The following is a 16,015-nucleotide window of genomic DNA, read 5'->3' on the forward strand; positions in this document are numbered from 1 at the left end:
GGAACGGATCGACGCCGATGCCGCCATGATGACGGGCATGGACCTCGACCGGTTCACGGGAGCCGCCGGGTCGGCCGGGTCGGCCGGGTCGGGCGACGGGACCGGCCCCCGGGGCGTCCGGTGAGGGCGGCCGCCGCACCCGTCGTCCGCGCGGCCGCCGCCCTGCTGGCCCTGGCCGGACTCGGCCACACCCTGTGGTGGGGCGTCGCCGAACCCGGCGTGGCCCTCGCCTTCGGCACCCTCGTCACGGTCGGCGAGCTCGCCCGCCGCCACCCCGGACCGGCCCCGCGCGGCGAGGGCGCCGGGCCGCCGCCGCCCGAGGACCGGCACCCCGCGCCGCTGGGCTCCGCGGGCGCGCTGGCCTACGCCCTGCTCGGCCAGAACGGCGGACACGCCACCCACCACGGGGTCCTGCAGACCGTCACCGTCGTCGTCGCGGCGGCCCTCGTCGGGATCGTCCCGCACGTCGCCCGTGGCCGCGGGCCCGCTCTCGACCACGTGGCCCGGCGGGTCCTCACGGTCGCCTTCGCCGCCGTCTGCTTCCAGCCGCTCTACAACTCCGGGCGGCTGGGGGAGTGGGTCGGGCAGGGTCCGTACCTCGTCGTGTTCCTGTTGTTCCTGCTCGGCCTCACCGCGCTGTGCGACTCCGTGCTCGCCGCCGCCCTGGCGGGGGCCCGCACCGGTTGGCCGTACGGTCCGCTGCTGCGCGACGAGCTGCGCGCGCAGCTCGGCATCGGCTCGGCGATCTGCGCCTCCGGGGTGGTGATGACCCTCGGGGTGGCCGTGGCGGGCCTGTGGGCCCTGCCCGTCTTCAGCGTGCCGCTGCTGCTGACCCAGATGTCCTTCCGCCGGATCACCGCCGTCCGCACCACCTACCGTCAGACGATCACCTCGTTGGCCCGGGCCACCGAGATCGCCGGCTACACCCCGCCCGGCCACGCCCGCCGGGTCGCCGCGCTGAGCCGCTCGGTCGGCCGGGAGCTCGGGCTCTCGGAGCGGGAGCTCACGGTGCTGGAGTACGCGGCCCTGATGCACGACATCGGTCAGCTGTCCCTCGTCGACCCCGTGCCCTGCGGGGCCACCGCCGAGCTGCCCGCGGCCGAGGCCCGGCGGATCGCCGAGCTCGGGGGCGAGGTGGCCCGCAGGACCGGGGTCCCCGCCGAGGTGGCGGTCATCGTGGAGCGGCAGGCGGATCCGTACCGGGATCAGCCCGTCGCCGCCCGCATCGTGCGCGCGGTGAACGCGTACGACGACCTGGCGGGCGGGGCCCGTCACCCGGGCGGCTCCCTCGCGGCCCTGGAACGGCTGCGGCTGGGCACCGGGCACGACTACGAGCCCGGGGTCGTGGAGTCCTTGGCCAGGGTTCTGGCCAGGGGCGGGCGGAGCCGAGTCGTTCCCGTTCCCCCGGGGTAACCCATGGGTAATGAGCGGGCGTCCGAGCGGGCATGGTTGGATGCAGTAGGAGTGTCCGTGAGGGTGTCCGCAAGGCTGCACCGGGACCGGCAGGCGGGAATCGTGAGGATCTTCGGGAAGGTACGGCATCGGCCCTCCGCCTCGTGGCGGCAGGCCACCGACCGCGCGTTCACGCTGATCGGTGACGGGCGGTACGAGGACGCGGGCGCGCTCCTGACCAGAGCGGCGGACCTGGAGCCCTGGCTTTCGGAGTCCTGGTTCAACCTGGCGCTGCTGCACAAGTTCCGCCACGACTGGGAGCAGGCGCGGGCCGCGGGGCTGCGTGCCGTGGCGCTCCTGGACCGTGAGGCGGGCGCGCCGGACTGGTGGAACGTCGGCATCGCCGCGACCGCGCTCCAGGACTGGCCGCTGGCCCGGAGGGCCTGGCAGGCGTACGGGCTGAAGGTGCCCGGGGACCCCCACAGCAGCGCGGGGACGGGCGAGCCGGTCGGCATGGAGCTGGGCAGCGCCGCGGTGCGGCTGTCGCCCGAGGGCGAGGCCGAGGTGGTGTGGGGCCGGAGGCTCGATCCGGCCCGCATGGAGGTCCTCTCGATCCCGCTGCCCTCCTCGGGGCGGCGTTGGGGCGAGGTCGTCCTGCACGACGGGGTTCCGCACGGCGAGCGGGTGACCTCGGCCGGGCCCTCGTACCCGGTGTTCGACGAGATCGAGCTGTGGGCGCCCTCACCGGTGCCGACCTGGGTGGTGCTGCTCGAAGCGGCCTCCGAGGCGGACCGCAACGCGCTGGAGCAGCTGGCGTCGGACGCGGGCTTCGCCGCCGAGGACTGGTCCTCGTCGGTGCGGCTGCTGTGCCGGACCTGTTCGGAGAGCGCGATGCCGAGCGGCGAGGCCGCCGGTGACCACCTGGACCCGCACGACCACAGCGAGCCCGGTCACCCCGGCCCGTTGGGCCACCGCACGGCGGGCTCCGGCCCGCTGTGGGTGCCCGAGCGCGAATGCGGAATCGCCGCCCCGGTCGGTCTGGTGCGCGGGCTCCTCGACGGCTGGGTGGCCGACAGCCCGGACAGCCGGGACTGGCGGGATCTCGAAGAAGTCTGCTGAATCCGGGCCGTAGGCTGTACCGGTCACATCGGTGGCTCGGGCGAATCTACGGAAGGCGTACGGCGGACATGGCGCAGCAGGAGAACCAGGTGGTCCCGGTCGACGACGAGGGCTGGGTCGTGGACACCGAGGACTGTGAGGCGCGCGAGCTCGCCCACCGCGAGCGGGGCACGTCCCGCCCGATCACGGTGGTCGGCAACCCGGTGCTGCACCGGGAGTGCAAGGACGTCACCGAGTTCGGCGAGGAGCTCGCGCAGCTCATCGACGACATGTTCGCCAGCCAGAAGACCGCCGAGGGCGTGGGCCTGGCCGCGAACCAGATCGGCGTGGACGCGAAGGTCTTCATCTACGACTGCCCGGACGACGACGGCAAGCGCCACACCGGTGTCGTCGTCAACCCGAAGCTCGTCGAGCTGCCGGCCGCGGGCCGCGTGCTGGACGACTCGAACGAGGGCTGCCTCTCCGTCCCGACCGCCTACGCGGCGCTGGCCCGCCCGGACTACGCCGAGGTGACCGGCCAGGACGCCAAGGGCAACCCGATCAAGGTCCGCGGCACCGGCTACTTCGCGCGCTGCCTCCAGCACGAGACGGACCACCTGTACGGGTACCTGTACATCGACCGGCTCTCCAAGCGCGACCGCAAGGACGCCCTGCGTCAGATGGCCGAGAACACCCCCCGCTACGAGGTCGTCCCGAACGACTGACGCGTCCGGGGCGGCCCCCGCTACGCCGCCCTCGGCCCCCGGAAGGCGCGGCGGAAGGCGTTCGGGGTGGTGCCCAGGGTGCGCAGGAAGTGGTGGCGCAGGGCCGCCGCGTTGCCGAAGCCGCTGCGGGCCGCGATGGAGTCCACCGTCTCGTCGGTGGACTCCAGCAGTTCCTGCGCGAGCAGGACCCGCTGGCGCAGCACCCACTGGTAGGGGGTGGTGCCGGTCTCCTGGAGGAAGCGGCGGGCGAAGGTCCGCGGGGACATGTGGGCCCGCTCCGCGAGCTGCTCGACGGTGATCTCGTCCTCCAGGTGCCGGGCCATCCACCCGATGACCTCGCCCACCGTGTCGCACGCCGTCCGAGGCAGCGGCCGCTGGACGTACTGGGCCTGCCCGCCGTCCCGGTGCGGCGGTACGACCATCCGCCGGGCGATGGCGTTGGCCACCTCGGCGCCGTGTTCCTGGCGGACGAGGTGCAGGCAGGCGTCGATGCCCGAGGCGGTGCCGGCCCCGGTGATCACCGGGCCCTCGTCCACGTACAGCACGTCGGGGTCGACGCGCGCCTTGGGGAAGCGGCGGGCCAGCGCCGGGGCGTGCATCCAGTGCGTGGTGCAGCGCCGGCCGTCGAGCAGTCCGGCCGCGCCGAGCACGAAGGCCCCGCTGCACACGCTGAGCACCCGCGCCCCCCGGTCCACGGCCCGCCGCAGGGCGTCGAGGAACGGCTCGGGGTACTCCCGTACGGGCGCCTGCCGGTCGGCGGGCACGCAGATCAGGTCCGCCTCCTCCAGCCGTTCCAGGCCGTGCGCGGGTGCGATGGCGAAGCCGACGTCGGACATGGTCAGCGGGCCTTCCTCGGCCGCGCACACGGCGAAGTCGTACACCGGCAGCCCCTGCGCGCCGCGGTCGATCCCGAAGACCTCGCAGAAGATCCCGAACTCGAAGGGGGCGACTCCGTCGACGAGGGCCACGGCCACGTTGGTCAGCATGACCTCAGTGTGGCAGTAATTCGCACTTGAGTGACAGTACTGCCACTGTTCGATCATGGCCGATCAGGCGGACAGTGGAGGTATGAGCACCTTCGTGAATTACCTCGTCGTCCTGGCCCTCGCCGCGCTCCTGCTCGGGCCCAGCCTGTACGGGACGTGGCGCGACCGACGGATCGACCGGCAGCTGCGGGCCGTCGAGACCCGGCGGGTGTGGCTGCCGCGCCAGCGGGCGGGCGGTCTCGAACCCACGCCGCGCCGGCGGGGCATCCGCTTCGGCCTCGGGCGCCGGGGACGCATGGCCCACTGAGCCCCGACCCAGCCGACCGCCCGAAACGCGAGGAGCCGGGACGCGGTTCGTTCGCGTTCCGGCTCCCGGCGCACACCTGCGCGGACGGGGGACTAGAAGTCCTCGTCCAGGTCGACCGTGCCCTCGACCGCGACCTGGTAGGCCGACGGACGACGCTCGAAGAAGTTCGTCAGCTCCTGGACGCCCTGGAGCTCCATGAACGAGAACGGGTTCTGCGAGCCGTAGATCGGCGGGAACCCGAGGCGCACCAGACGCTGGTCCGCGACGCACTCCAGGTACTCGCGCATCGACTCGGTGTTCATGCCCGGCAGGCCGTCGCCGCACAGGTCACGGCCGAACTGCAGCTCCGCCTCCACGGCCTCCTTCAGCATGTCGACGACCTGCTGCTGGAGGGCGTCGTCGAAGAGCTCCGGCTCCTCCTTGCGGACGGTGTCCACGACCTCGAAGGCGAAGTTCATGTGCATGGTCTCGTCGCGGAACACCCAGTTGGTGCCCGTCGCCAGACCGTGCAGCAGACCCCGCGAGCGGAACCAGTACACGTACGCGAAGGCGCCGTAGAAGAACAGGCCCTCGATGCACGCCGCGAAGCAGATCAGGTTCAGCAGGAAACGACGGCGGTCGGCCTGCGTCTCCAGCTGGTCGATCTTCTCGACGGAGTCCATCCACTTGAAGCAGAACTGCGCCTTCTCGCGGATCGAGGGGATCTCCTCGACCGCGTCGAACGCGGCGGCGCGGTCGTCCGGGTCGGGCAGGTAGGTGTCGAGCAGCGTCAGGTAGAACTGGACGTGCACGGCCTCCTCGAACAGCTGGCGCGACAGGTACAGGCGCGCCTCCGGGGAGTTGATGTGCTTGTACAGCGTCAGCACGAGGTTGTTCGAGACGATCGAGTCGCCCGTCGCGAAGAACGCGACCAGCCGGCCGATCATGTGCTGCTCACCGGGCGTCAGCTTCGCGAGGTCCGCGACGTCCGAGTGGAGGTCGACCTCCTCGACGGTCCAGGTGTTCTTGATCGCGTCCCGGTAGCGCTCGTAGAAGTCCGGGTAGCGCATCGGGCGGAGCGTCAGCTCGAAGCCCGGGTCCAGCAGGTTCTTGGTCTCGTTGGTGCTCATTACTGGCAGGCCTCGCACGATTCGGGGTTCTCAAGGGAGCAGGCCAGCGCCTCCGCGTCGGTCACGACCTGCGGGAGCGCCGCCGGGGCGGCGGCCTGCGCGGCGCGGGCGATCTTCGTCGCCGGGCGCGAGCGCAGGTAGTACGTGGTCTTCAGGCCCTGCTTCCAGGCGTACGAGTACATCGAGCTGAGCTTGCCGATGGTCGGCGTCTCCAGGAACAGGTTCAGCGACTGGGACTGGTCGAGGAACGGCGTACGGGCCGCCGCCATGTCGATCAGGCCGCGCTGCGGGATCTCCCACGCCGTCCGGTACAGCTCGCGCACCTCGGCCGGGATCCAGCCGAAGCCCTGCACGGAGCCACTGGACTCGCGCAGCGCCTCGCGGGTCTGGGCGTCCCACACGCCGAGCCGCTTCAGCTCCTCCACCAGGTACGCGTTGACCTGGAGGAACTCACCGCTGAGGGTCTCGCGCTTGAACAGGTTGGAGACCTGCGGCTCGATGCACTCGTACACGCCCGCGATCGAGGCGATCGTCGCCGTCGGCGCGATGGCGAGGAGCAGCGAGTTGCGCATGCCGGTCTTCGCGACGCGGGCGCGCAGGGCGTCCCAGCGCTCGGGCCAGTTCAGCTCGACGTCGTAGTGGTCCGGGTGCAGGACACCGCGGGCGGTACGGGTCTTCTCCCAGGCGGGGAGGGGGCCGCTGCGCTCGGCGAGGTCGCAGGAGGCCTCGTACGCGGCCAGCATGATCCGCTCGGAGAGCTTCGTGGACAGCGCCTTCGCCTCGGGGGAGTCGAAGGGCACCTTCAGCTTGAAGAAGACGTCCTGGAGGCCCATCGCGCCCAGACCCACCGGACGCCAGCGGGCGTTGGAACGCCCGGCCTGCTCGGTCGGGTAGAAGTTGATGTCCACCACGCGGTCGAGGAAGGTCACGGCCGTGCGGACGGTCTCGTCCAGGCGCTCCCAGTCGATCTCCCCGTCCACCACGAAGGCGCCCATGTTGACCGAGCCGAGGTTGCAGACGGCCGTCTCGCCGTCGTCGGTGACCTCGATGATCTCGGTGCACAGGTTGGAGGAGTGGACGACCGAGCCCGGCTCGGCGGTCTGGTTCGCCGTGCGGTTGGAGGCGTCCTTGAAGGTCATCCAGCCCTGGCCGGTCTGCGCGAGGGTGCGCATCATCCGGCCGTACAGGTCGCGGGCGGGCATCGTCTTGCGGGCCAGGCCGTCCGCCTCGGCCTTGCGGTAGGCGGCGTCGAACGCGTCGCCCCACAGGTCCACCAGCTCGGGGACGTCGGCCGGGGAGAACAGCGACCACTGGCCGTCGGAGTTCACGCGGCGCATGAACTCGTCCGGCACCCAGTGGGCGAGGTTCAGGTTGTGCGTACGGCGCTGGTCCTCACCGGTGTTGTCGCGGAGCTCCAGGAACTCCTCGATGTCCGCGTGCCAGGTCTCCAGGTAGACGGCGGCGGCGCCCTTGCGGCGGCCGCCCTGGTTGACCGCGGCGACGGAGGCGTCGAGGGTCTTCAGGAACGGGACGATGCCGTTGGAGTGGCCGTTGGTGCCGCGGATCAGGGAACCGCGGGCGCGGATGCGGGAGTACGACAGGCCGATGCCGCCGGCGTGCTTGGACAGGCGCGCGACCTGGTGGTAGCGGTCGTAGATCGAGTCCAGCTCGTCCAGCGGGGAGTCCAGCAGGTAGCAGGACGACATCTGCGGGTGCCGGGTACCGGAGTTGAAGAGCGTGGGGGAGGACGGCAGGTAGTCGAGGCGGCTCATCAGCCGGTAGAGCGAGGCCACTTCCTCGACGGCCTGGACGCTCTCGTCCGCGGCGAGGCCGCAGGCCACGCGCAGCATGAAGTACTGCGGGGTCTCGATGACCTGACGGGTGATCGGGTGGCGCAGCAGGTAACGGCTGTGCAGGGTGCGCAGGCCGAAGAAGCCGAAGCGGTCGTCGGCGCCCTCGGCGAGCGCGTGCTCGACCAGGGAGTTCAGCCGGGCGGCGTGGGTCTCGACGAACTCGGCCGTGCGGTCGGCGATCAGGCCCTCGCGGTGGCCGACGGCGACGGACTCGGCGAAGGAGGTGGACCCCTGGCCCGCGGCCTCGTCGGCGACGGCGAGGGTCAGCAGTCGGGCGGCGAGGCGGGAGTACGCCGGGTCCTCGGAGATCAGACCGGCCGCGGCCTCGGTGGCCAGCCCCCGCAGTTCGGCCTCGTCGGCGACGGAGCTGCGGCCGCGCAGGGCGGCGGCGGCGACCCGGCCGGGGTCCGTGTCGGGCAGGTCGGCCGTGAGTTCGGTGAGGGTGCGCAGCAGTGCGGTCCCCGGGCCCTCGGGCGCGAGCGCGGCCTCGGTGGCGGACTGGGCGGACTCGGCGCGCGGTGCGGCGGGCGCGATGGTCACGGGGGAGCTCTCCCTCACTCGGCCCGGTCTTCGACGGGGCGGGGCGAGCGGGCGCACACGGGAAGGCCACGCACCGGCCCCGACGGGGCGGGCGGTACGTGCACCGCGTGGCGTCCACCGGCCCAACCGCGAGGCCCGGACGTGTCGGCACCCGGTTCGGTCGAGCCGGGAGCGCTGTCGGCAGGTCCTCGGACTTGCGGACGCACCAATGGGTGCACTTCATACCGTTGCGGGACAGTTCCGGATTCGCACCGGATTCCCCTGCGGCGACAGCAGCCATGAGCATACATGTGGGGGCGCCCCGTTGCGGTAGCCCCCACATGTTGTGTCGGGGTGGCTACTGCTCGGGTGCGTACAGCTCCAGGGCGTAGGTGATCAGGGGCACCGTGGGGAGCGGGGACCAGTCCCGTGTGGGGGTGCGGACGAAGCCCAGGCGGCCGTACAGCCGGTGCGCGGCGGGGCTCTGCGGCTGGGTGGAGAGCACCAGTCGGGTCACTCCGGGGAGCGCCCTCGCCCGCTCGGCGCAGGCCCGTACGAGTGCCTCTCCGGCCCCCTTGCCCCGGCCGGCGGCGTCCACCGCGAGCATCCGGAACTCGGCCTCGCCGGGCCCGGCTATGTCGGCGAGCGGGCTGCCCGGAGGGGCGAACGTCACACCGCCGAGCACGCGTCCGTCGAGGACGGCCACGAGCACCTCGCCGGCTCCGGCCCGGCCGGCGACGTCGCGCAGCACGCGCTCGTAGGAGCCGTCGGGATTCCCGTCGAGCAGCCCGTCCCCGAGGTAGGCCCGCGCGGTGACATCGCCCAACTCTTCGTACTCGGCGGGGAGTGCCGCCCTGATCGTCATGTCCATGCGTCGAGTGTGCGGGACGGCCGCGGGGGAGGCCGAGGGCGCAGGCCGCTCCGGAACGTGCGGAAGGGCCCCGTCGCAGGTGCGGCGGGGCCCTTCGCGGGGTGGTCAGCAGCAGCGGAAGCCCTCGCGGGGGTCCGCCTCGCGGGCGTCGGTGCGGGCCCGTTCGAAGGCGCGTCGGGTCATGACCCCGGCCTCGGGGTCGTGGGCCCGGGCGTGCGCGACGTAGCGGTCGTACGCCGCCTCGCCGGAGAACTCCCGTACGTAGTAACGGGCCTTCGCCAGCGCGTTGCGCAGTCCGACCGCCGTGCGCGCGGTGTTCACGCGACGGGCTCCTTGACCTTGCCGCCACCGCTGTCGAGGCCGGCCGCCGCGAGTTCGGCCTTCTCCTCGGCCGTGGCGATGAGCCCGGCCGGGGCGACGATCTTCGACTCGGTCCACGGGACCTCGGAGAGGCGGACCGACTCCGGGTGGGCGATGGCCTTGAAGCAGGTCCGGCCCGCGTCCACCAGCACGATGACGATGAGGACGGCGAACAGCACCGACAGGACCCCGTCGACCGTGGCGTTGGTGACCACGGTGTGCATCTCGCCCATCGTCTTGGCCGGCGGCAGGACCTTGTCCGCGTCGATGCCCGCCTGGTACTTGTCGCGCTGGGCGAAGAAGCCGACCTTCACGTCCTCGGAGAAGATCTTCTGGTAGCTGGCGGTGAGGGTGACCGCCACGTCCCACGCCAGCGGAACCCCGGTGACCCAGGCCCACTTCAGTCGCCCGGACTTCACCAGCAGGGTCGTGCAGACGGCCAGCGCCACCGCCGCGAGCAGCTGGTTCGCGATGCCGAACAGCGGGAACAGCTGGTTGATGCCGCCCAGCGGGTCCTTGACGCCGACCCACAGGAAGTAGCCCCAGCCACCGACGACGATGGCGCTCGCGAGCCACACGCCCGGCTTCCAGCTGACGTCCCTGAAGGACTTGTGCACGTTGCCGAGGGTGTCCTGGAGCATGAACCGGCCCACGCGGGTGCCCGCGTCGACCGTGGTCAGGATGAACAGGGCCTCGAACATGATGGCGAAGTGGTACCAGAACGCCTTCATCCCGGTACCGCCTATGACGGCCGAGAAGATCTCCGACATTCCGAGTGCGAAGGTCGGGGCGCCACCCGTTCGGGAGAGCAGGCTGGCCTCCTCCACGTCCTTCGCGGCCTGCGCGAGGGCGTCCGGGCTGATGGCGAAGCCGAAGTTGGTGACGGCCGCGGAGGCGGTCTCGACCGTGGTGCCGATGACCCCGGGCGGCGAGTTGACGGCGAAGAAGAGGCCGGGCTCGATGATGCACGCGGCGATCACGGCCATGATGGCGACGAACGACTCGGTGAGCATCGCGCCGTAGCCGATGACCCGGACCTGGGTCTCCTTCTGGATCATCTTCGGGGTGGTGCCCGAGGCGACCAGGGAGTGGAAGCCGGACAGGGCCCCGCACGCGATGGTGATGAAGACGAACGGGAACATCGAGCCGGCGAACACCGGGCCGTCGCCGCGCGCCGCGAAGTCGGTGACCGAGGGCATCTGCAGCGTCGGCATCGCGATGACCACGCCCAGCGCCATCAGGGCGATCGTGCCGACCTTCATGAAGGTGGACAGGTAGTCGCGGGGCGCGAGGAGCAGCCACACCGGCAGCACCGAGGCGATGAAGCCGTACACGATCATCCAGACGACCAGCGTCTCCTTCTCCAGGGTGAAGGTGTCGGCCCAGGAGGACTCGGCGACCCAGCCGCCCGCGACGATGGCGAGCAGCAGCAGCGCGACGCCGATGGCGGAGACCTCGGTGACCCGACCCGGCCTCAACACGCGCAGGTAGACGCCCATGAAGAGGGCGATCGGGATGGTCATGCCGATGGAGAAGACGCCCCAGGGCGAGTGCGCCAGGGCGTTGACGATGACGAGGGCCAGCACCGCCAGCAGGATGATCATGATGGCGAACACGGCGACCAGGGCGGCGGCCCCGCCGACGGGCCCTATCTCGTCCCGGGCCATCTGGCCGAGCGAACGGCCGTCGCGCCGGGTGGAGAAGAACAGGGTCACCATGTCCTGGACGGCGCCGGCGAAGATGACGCCCGCGACGATCCAGATGGTGCCCGGCAGGTAGCCCATCTGCGCGGCGAGCACGGGACCGACGAGCGGGCCCGCGCCGGCGACGGCCGCGAAGTGGTGGCCGAAGAGCACCCGACGGTCGGTGGGATGGAAGTCGACACCGTTGTCGAGGCGTTCGGCGGGGGTCGCCCGGGTCTTGTCGACCCGCAGCACGCGCCGCGAGATGAAGCGCGCGTAGAAGCGGTAGCCGATGGCGTACGAGCCCAGCGCGGCGGCGAGCAGCCAGGCGGCCGAGATCTCCTCCCCCCGCGAAAGGGCCAGCACGCCCCAGCCGATGGCGCCGATCAGGGCCACGAGCGCCCACACGGCGATCGATTGCGGGGTGAGGCGGCCCGACGGAGAGGGCGAGTCGGGCCTGCCGCCCGCGCTCGCCGCACCCCCCGGTGGTGGAGTCCGGTCTGTCCCTGTTGCTTCCGGTTCCGGCATGATCCTCGTCCCCTCGTTGATCATCTGCGTAAGCGCAGGGAATCTACGGGGGCTCGACCGCTGGACGTAAGCCCCCGTCCGCATAGCGGTACGAGCGTCCACCGAGGATCGAACGGGAGTCAACCGGTGATCACAAGGCGGGCCTCTGAAGACGGGCAACGAACTTGTAACGGTCGCCGCGATATACCGAACGTACCCATTCGACCGGTTCGCCATCGGCGTCCAGGGAGTGCCGGGAGAGCATCAGCATCGGCAGTCCGACGTCCGTGCCGAGCAGTCCGGCCTCCCTCGGGGTGGCCAGGGAGGTCTCGATGGTCTCCTCCGCCTCCGCGAGACGGACGTCGTACACCTCGGCGAGCGCGGTGTAGAGAGAGGTGTACTTGACCAGCGAACGGCGCAGCGCGGGGAAGCGCTTGGCCGACAGGTGCGTGGTCTCGATGGCCATCGGCTCGCCGCTGGCCAGGCGCAGCCGCTCGATGCGCAGGACCCGTCCGCCGGTGGAGATCTTGAGCAGTCCGGCGAGGGTGTCGTCGGCCGTCACGTACCCGATGTCGAGGAGCTGGGACGTCGGCTCCAGGCCCTGGGCCCTCATGTCCTCGGTGTACGAGGAGAGTTGGAGCGGCTGGGAGACCTTGGGCTTGGCGACGAAGGTGCCCTTGCCCTGGATCCTTTCCAGCCGGCCCTCGACGACGAGTTCCTGCAGGGCCTGCCGGACGGTGGTCCGGGAGGTGTCGAACTCGGCCGCGAGCGTGCGCTCCGGCGGGACCGGCGTGCCGGGTGGGAGCGTTTCGGTCATGTCGAGCAAGTGCCGCTTGAGGCGGTAGTACTTGGGCACGCGCGCCGTCCGGGTGACTGCCCCGCCTTCCGGCTCCGTGGTCGCCCCTTCGGTGGCCATCGCCGCCCGCCTTCCCGACTCCAGTTTCGCTGCCGTCACCGGCTCCTCCGATATGTGCGGTCACATCGTGACACGGGAGGGGGGACAGGCCTCCTCCCTCCCCCAGGTGTCGGTCCGATAACGGACCGAGCACCCGCTCATTAGACCCTTGACACCCCTAAAGGTCTAGGCCAAGCTCCCGGTACTGGTCTAAACCAATCTGGATCGGATCCCGGCCCCACGGGCAGTACTTGGTACGTCACCGCGGTGGGCGAGGGAAGTTGCAGGCAGCATCCCTGAGGAGGGTGGCGTGAAGCGCAAGCTCATCGCGGCGGTCGGAGTCGCGGGCATGGTTATCGGCCTCGCGGCGTGTGGCGACGGTGCCGACGACAAGGCGAAGACCGAAGCATCGGGTGGCGCGGCCAAGGAGATCACCGTCTGGGTGATGGACGGTTCCGCACCGAAGGCCTGGATCGACGAGGTCAACAAGGAGTTCTCGGCCAAGCACCCCGGTGTCACGGTCAAGGTCGAGGAGCAGAAGTGGACCGGCATCCAGGAGAAGGTCACCACGGCCCTCTCCGAGAACACCCCGCCGGACGTCATCGAGCTCGGTAACACCCAGACCGTCGGCTACGCCGTCACCGGTGGCCTCGCGGACCTGTCGGGTGACAAGGCCAAGCTCGGCGCCGACGCCTGGTCGAAGGGCATGACGTCCTCCGCCGAGGTCGACGGCAAGCTCTACGCCGCCCCGTGGTACGCCGCCAACCGCGTCGTCATCTACGACAAGAAGGCCTACGAGAAGGCCGGCATCACCGCCCCCAAGACCCGCGACGAGTGGGTGGCCGGCCTGGAGAAGCTGAAGGCCTCCGACCCGGCCTCGCAGCCGATCTACCTGCCCGGCCAGAGCTGGTACATCCTCGCCGGCTTCGTCTGGGACGAGGGCGCCGACCTCGCCGTCAAGGACGGCGGCAAGTGGAAGGGCCAGCTGGCCACCCCGCAGGCCGCCTCCGCGATGGACTTCTACAAGAAGCTCCAGTCCTTCTCCACGGCCCCCAAGGACAAGGACGAGGCGACCCCGCAGCAGTCCACCGACATCATCCCCAAGGGCGGCGTCTCGTCCTGGATCGGTCTCGGCTGGGAGGCGCAGGGCGCGCTGAAGGCCCTGAAGGAAGCGGGCAAGGAAGGCGACTTCGGTTACTTCCCGATCCCGGGCAAGACCGCCGACAAGCCGGGCTCCGTCTTCCTCGGTGGCTCGAACCTCGCCGTCGCCGAGCGCTCCAAGAACAAGGAGCTCGCCAAGGAGTGGCTGGCCCTCGCCGCAGGCAAGGACCAGATGACCAAGTACGCCACCGCCACCGAGGGCGCCCTGCTCCCGAACCAGACGGCCGCGAACTTCCCGTCCGCCCCGGGCTCCTTCGCCGAGTCGATGGCCAAGGCCGCCGCCTCCGGCAAGATCACCCCGGTCACCGCGGGCTGGGCGAACGTCGAGACCGAGCCGAACCCCATCAAGGAGTTCATGACCAAGGTCCTGAAGGGTGAGGACGCCGCCAAGGCGGGCGCGGACGCGGACAAGGAAATCGCGAGCCGCATCAACAAGTAGTCCCACCCCGCGGCTCCGCACCACCTGACACGCCGCGGTACCCGCATCACCGCATCACCCGAAACACCGCAGCACCCGCAGGAACCAGCAGTGTGAACGCACCGGGGGGTGCGGCAGGCGCCCCGCAGCGCCTGCCGCACCCCCGGTCGCGCATTTGACTCCACAGTCAACCGCGAGGAAGCCCAGACATGACCGTGCACTCCCAGGGAGCGACCACCAGCGCTCCACAGGACGCACCACAGAAGTCCGCCGGACGGCCGAAGGTGCCCGGCACCGGTACCGGCCCCAGCCATCCGTCGCCTCGCGGGGGCAGAAGGTCGCTCCCCTCGGGGTGGGCGCCGTATCTGCTCGTCCTGCCCGCGGTGCTCAGCCTCGCGACACTGCTGCTGTATCCGCTGATCAAGAACGTGATCCTGTCCTTCCAGGACATCAACAAGATCGAGTTCATCCAGCGGAAGTACCCCTTCGCGGGACTGGACAACTACACCCAGCTGCTCGGCGACTCCGACTTCTGGACCGTCGTCCTGCGCAGCTTCGGCTTCACCTTCGCCAACGTCGCGCTCATCATGGCGGTCGGCTGCCTCATCGGCATCCTGCTCAACAGGCTCGGCAAGTGGATGCGCCTGGTCCTGTCGATGGCACTGGTGATGGCCTGGGCCATGCCGATCGTCGCGTCGGTCCAGGTCTTCAAGTGGCTCTTCGACGAGCAGTTCGGCGTCATGAACTGGGTCATGCGTTCCGCCGGCTTCTCCGGGTACGACCAGCACAACTGGTTCGAGACCGGCTTCTCCACCCTGGTGATCATCACGATCCTGGTGGTCTGGGGATCGGTCCCCTTCGTCGCCCTCAACATGTACGCCGGCCTGACGACGGTCGGAGCCGAACTGTACGAGGCCGCGCGCATGGACGGCGCCAACGGCTGGCAGACCTTCTGGAAGGTCGTCTTCCCCCAGCTGAAGCCCTTCTTCCTGATCACCACCTTCCTCGAGGTGATCTGGGTCTTCAAGGCCTTCACCCAGGTCTACGCGATGAACAAGGGCGGCCCCGACCGCGCCTCCGAGATCCTCCCGGTCTTCGCCTACGTCGAGGGCCAGAGCCAGTTCCACTACGGCCTGGCCGCCGCGATCTCCGTCCTGACGATCCTGATCCTCATCATCGTCATGTCCTTCTACTTCCGCCTGATCCTGAAGCAGGAGGAGGAGCAGTGAGCCTCACCACCGCCCCGAAGCCGGCGCCGTCCGCCCCGGCCGAGAAGCGCGCCCAGCGGCTGCGCACCGGCCGGCCGCTGCGCCCCGGAACCGTCGCCAAGAACGTGGGCGCCCTCCTGCTGGCCCTCGTCTTCGTCTTCCCGGTCTACTGGATGTTCTCCTCGGCGCTCAAGCCGCAGAGCGAGATGCTCAGCAAGGACCCCGTCTTCGTCTTCACGCCGACGCTGAAGAACTTCGACAAGGCCACCGGCGTCGACAACTTCTGGTCGTACGTCACCAACAGTCTCGTCGTCACCGTCTGCGCGGTGCTGCTGGCCCTGCTCGTCGCCCTCGCCGCGAGCTTCGCCATCGCCCGCATGAGGTTCAAGGGCCGCAAGGGCCTCGTCCTCGCCGTGATGATGGCGCAGATGGCCCCCTGGGAGGTCATGGTCATCGCGATGTACATGATCGTCCGCGATGCCGAGATGCTGAACAGCATCGGCGTGCTGACCGCCATCTACTTCGTGATGGTCCTCCCCTTCACCATCTGGACCCTGCGCGGCTTCATCGCCGCCGTCCCGGTGACCCTGGAGGAGGCGGCCCAGATCGACGGCTGCACCCGCGGCCAGGCCTTCCGCAAGGTGATCTTCCCGCTGCTCGCCCCCGGTCTGATGTCCACCTCGCTCTTCGGCTTCATCACCGCCTGGAACGAGTTCGCGATGGTCCTGATCCTCAACAAGGACAAGACCGCCCAGACCCTCCCGCTGTGGCTGACCGAGTTCCAGACCGCCTTCGGCAGCGACTGGGGCGCCACCATGGCGGCGTCCTCGCTCTTCGCGGTCCCGGTCCTGCTGATCTTCATCTTCCTCCAGCGCAAGGCCGTCGGCGGCATGACCGCCGGCGCCGTGAAGGGATAACGGCCGA

Annotated in this window: 14 protein-coding genes and 1 riboswitch; of the genes, 7 read left to right on the forward strand and 7 right to left on the reverse strand. The window is 70.5% G+C overall.

Annotated elements, in window-relative coordinates:
• The first annotated feature begins 120 nt into the window (after positions 1–120).
• The 3 genes from NOD94_RS23700 (at position 121) to def (ending at position 3,215) form a co-directional block, all read left to right on the forward strand.
• The gene (locus NOD94_RS23700) at positions 121–1,413 is read left to right on the forward strand and encodes an HD domain-containing protein (RefSeq protein ID WP_281208085.1); all 1,293 of its coding nucleotides are present in this window, start codon (positions 121–123) and stop codon (positions 1,411–1,413) included.
• 102 nt (positions 1,414–1,515) lie between these two features.
• Positions 1,516–2,511 carry a hypothetical protein gene (locus tag NOD94_RS23705; RefSeq protein WP_281208119.1) on the forward strand — a complete coding sequence of 332 codons (996 nt, stop codon included), beginning with the start codon at positions 1,516–1,518 and terminating at the stop codon, positions 2,509–2,511.
• A 68-nt stretch (positions 2,512–2,579) separates the two neighbouring features.
• Entirely contained in the window at positions 2,580–3,215 is a 636-nt protein-coding gene (gene def, locus NOD94_RS23710; RefSeq protein ID WP_281208086.1) for a peptide deformylase, read from the forward strand.
• A gap of 20 nt (positions 3,216–3,235) precedes the next feature.
• Here def and NOD94_RS23715 read toward each other — a convergent pair whose 3' ends face one another.
• On the reverse strand, positions 3,236–4,201 hold the full coding sequence (locus tag NOD94_RS23715) for a helix-turn-helix domain-containing protein (protein WP_281208087.1): 966 nt from the start codon (positions 4,199–4,201) through the stop codon (positions 3,236–3,238).
• A gap of 82 nt (positions 4,202–4,283) precedes the next feature.
• Between NOD94_RS23715 and NOD94_RS23720 the strand changes: the two genes are divergently transcribed.
• Entirely contained in the window at positions 4,284–4,508 is a 225-nt protein-coding gene (locus tag NOD94_RS23720) for a hypothetical protein (RefSeq protein WP_281208088.1), read from the forward strand.
• Positions 4,509–4,600: 92 nt separating this feature from the next.
• On the opposite strand, the gene NOD94_RS23725 is transcribed toward NOD94_RS23720, so the two are convergent.
• The 6 genes from NOD94_RS23725 to NOD94_RS23750 all read right to left on the reverse strand — a co-directional run bounded on the left by NOD94_RS23725 (position 4,601) and on the right by NOD94_RS23750 (position 12,325).
• On the reverse strand, positions 4,601–5,617 hold the full coding sequence (locus NOD94_RS23725; protein ID WP_281208089.1) for a ribonucleotide-diphosphate reductase subunit beta: 1,017 nt from the start codon (positions 5,615–5,617) through the stop codon (positions 4,601–4,603).
• Positions 5,617–8,010, reverse strand: coding sequence for a ribonucleoside-diphosphate reductase subunit alpha (locus NOD94_RS23730; RefSeq protein ID WP_281208090.1), 2,394 nt, complete (start codon positions 8,008–8,010; stop codon positions 5,617–5,619). Before NOD94_RS23730 ends, NOD94_RS23725 begins: the two co-directional genes overlap by 1 nt.
• 161 nt (positions 8,011–8,171) lie before the next feature.
• Positions 8,172–8,306, reverse strand: a riboswitch (cobalamin riboswitch).
• 41 nt (positions 8,307–8,347) lie between these two features.
• Positions 8,348–8,860 carry a GNAT family N-acetyltransferase gene (locus tag NOD94_RS23735; RefSeq protein ID WP_281208091.1) on the reverse strand — a complete coding sequence of 171 codons (513 nt, stop codon included), beginning with the start codon at positions 8,858–8,860 and terminating at the stop codon, positions 8,348–8,350.
• Positions 8,861–8,965: 105 nt separating this feature from the next.
• Entirely contained in the window at positions 8,966–9,181 is a 216-nt protein-coding gene (locus NOD94_RS23740) for a YbdD/YjiX family protein (protein ID WP_281208092.1), read from the reverse strand.
• Positions 9,178–11,430, reverse strand: coding sequence for a carbon starvation CstA family protein (locus tag NOD94_RS23745; protein ID WP_281208093.1), 2,253 nt, complete (start codon positions 11,428–11,430; stop codon positions 9,178–9,180). The genes NOD94_RS23740 and NOD94_RS23745 overlap by 4 nt, the downstream gene beginning before the upstream one ends.
• A 130-nt stretch (positions 11,431–11,560) precedes the next feature.
• Positions 11,561–12,325 carry a GntR family transcriptional regulator gene (locus tag NOD94_RS23750; RefSeq protein WP_281208094.1) on the reverse strand — a complete coding sequence of 255 codons (765 nt, stop codon included), beginning with the start codon at positions 12,323–12,325 and terminating at the stop codon, positions 11,561–11,563.
• A 289-nt stretch (positions 12,326–12,614) separates the two neighbouring features.
• On the opposite strand from NOD94_RS23750, the gene NOD94_RS23755 reads away from it, so the two are divergent.
• From NOD94_RS23755 to NOD94_RS23765, 3 genes are all read left to right on the forward strand, one after another.
• A complete protein-coding gene (locus tag NOD94_RS23755) occupies positions 12,615–13,904 on the forward strand; it encodes an extracellular solute-binding protein (RefSeq protein WP_281208095.1) in 1,290 nt (429 codons plus the stop codon).
• Between the two features lie 188 nt (positions 13,905–14,092).
• The gene (locus NOD94_RS23760; protein ID WP_281208096.1) at positions 14,093–15,112 is read left to right on the forward strand and encodes a sugar ABC transporter permease; all 1,020 of its coding nucleotides are present in this window, start codon (positions 14,093–14,095) and stop codon (positions 15,110–15,112) included.
• 59 nt (positions 15,113–15,171) lie between these two features.
• On the forward strand, positions 15,172–16,008 hold the full coding sequence (locus tag NOD94_RS23765; RefSeq protein WP_281208120.1) for a carbohydrate ABC transporter permease: 837 nt from the start codon (positions 15,172–15,174) through the stop codon (positions 16,006–16,008).
• Positions 16,009–16,015: the final 7 nt, after the last annotated feature.

Origin of the sequence: Streptomyces sp. Isolate_45 (assembly GCF_024721315.2) — a bacterium.
In the GTDB taxonomy this organism is placed as follows: Bacteria; Actinomycetota; Actinomycetes; order Streptomycetales; family Streptomycetaceae; genus Streptomyces.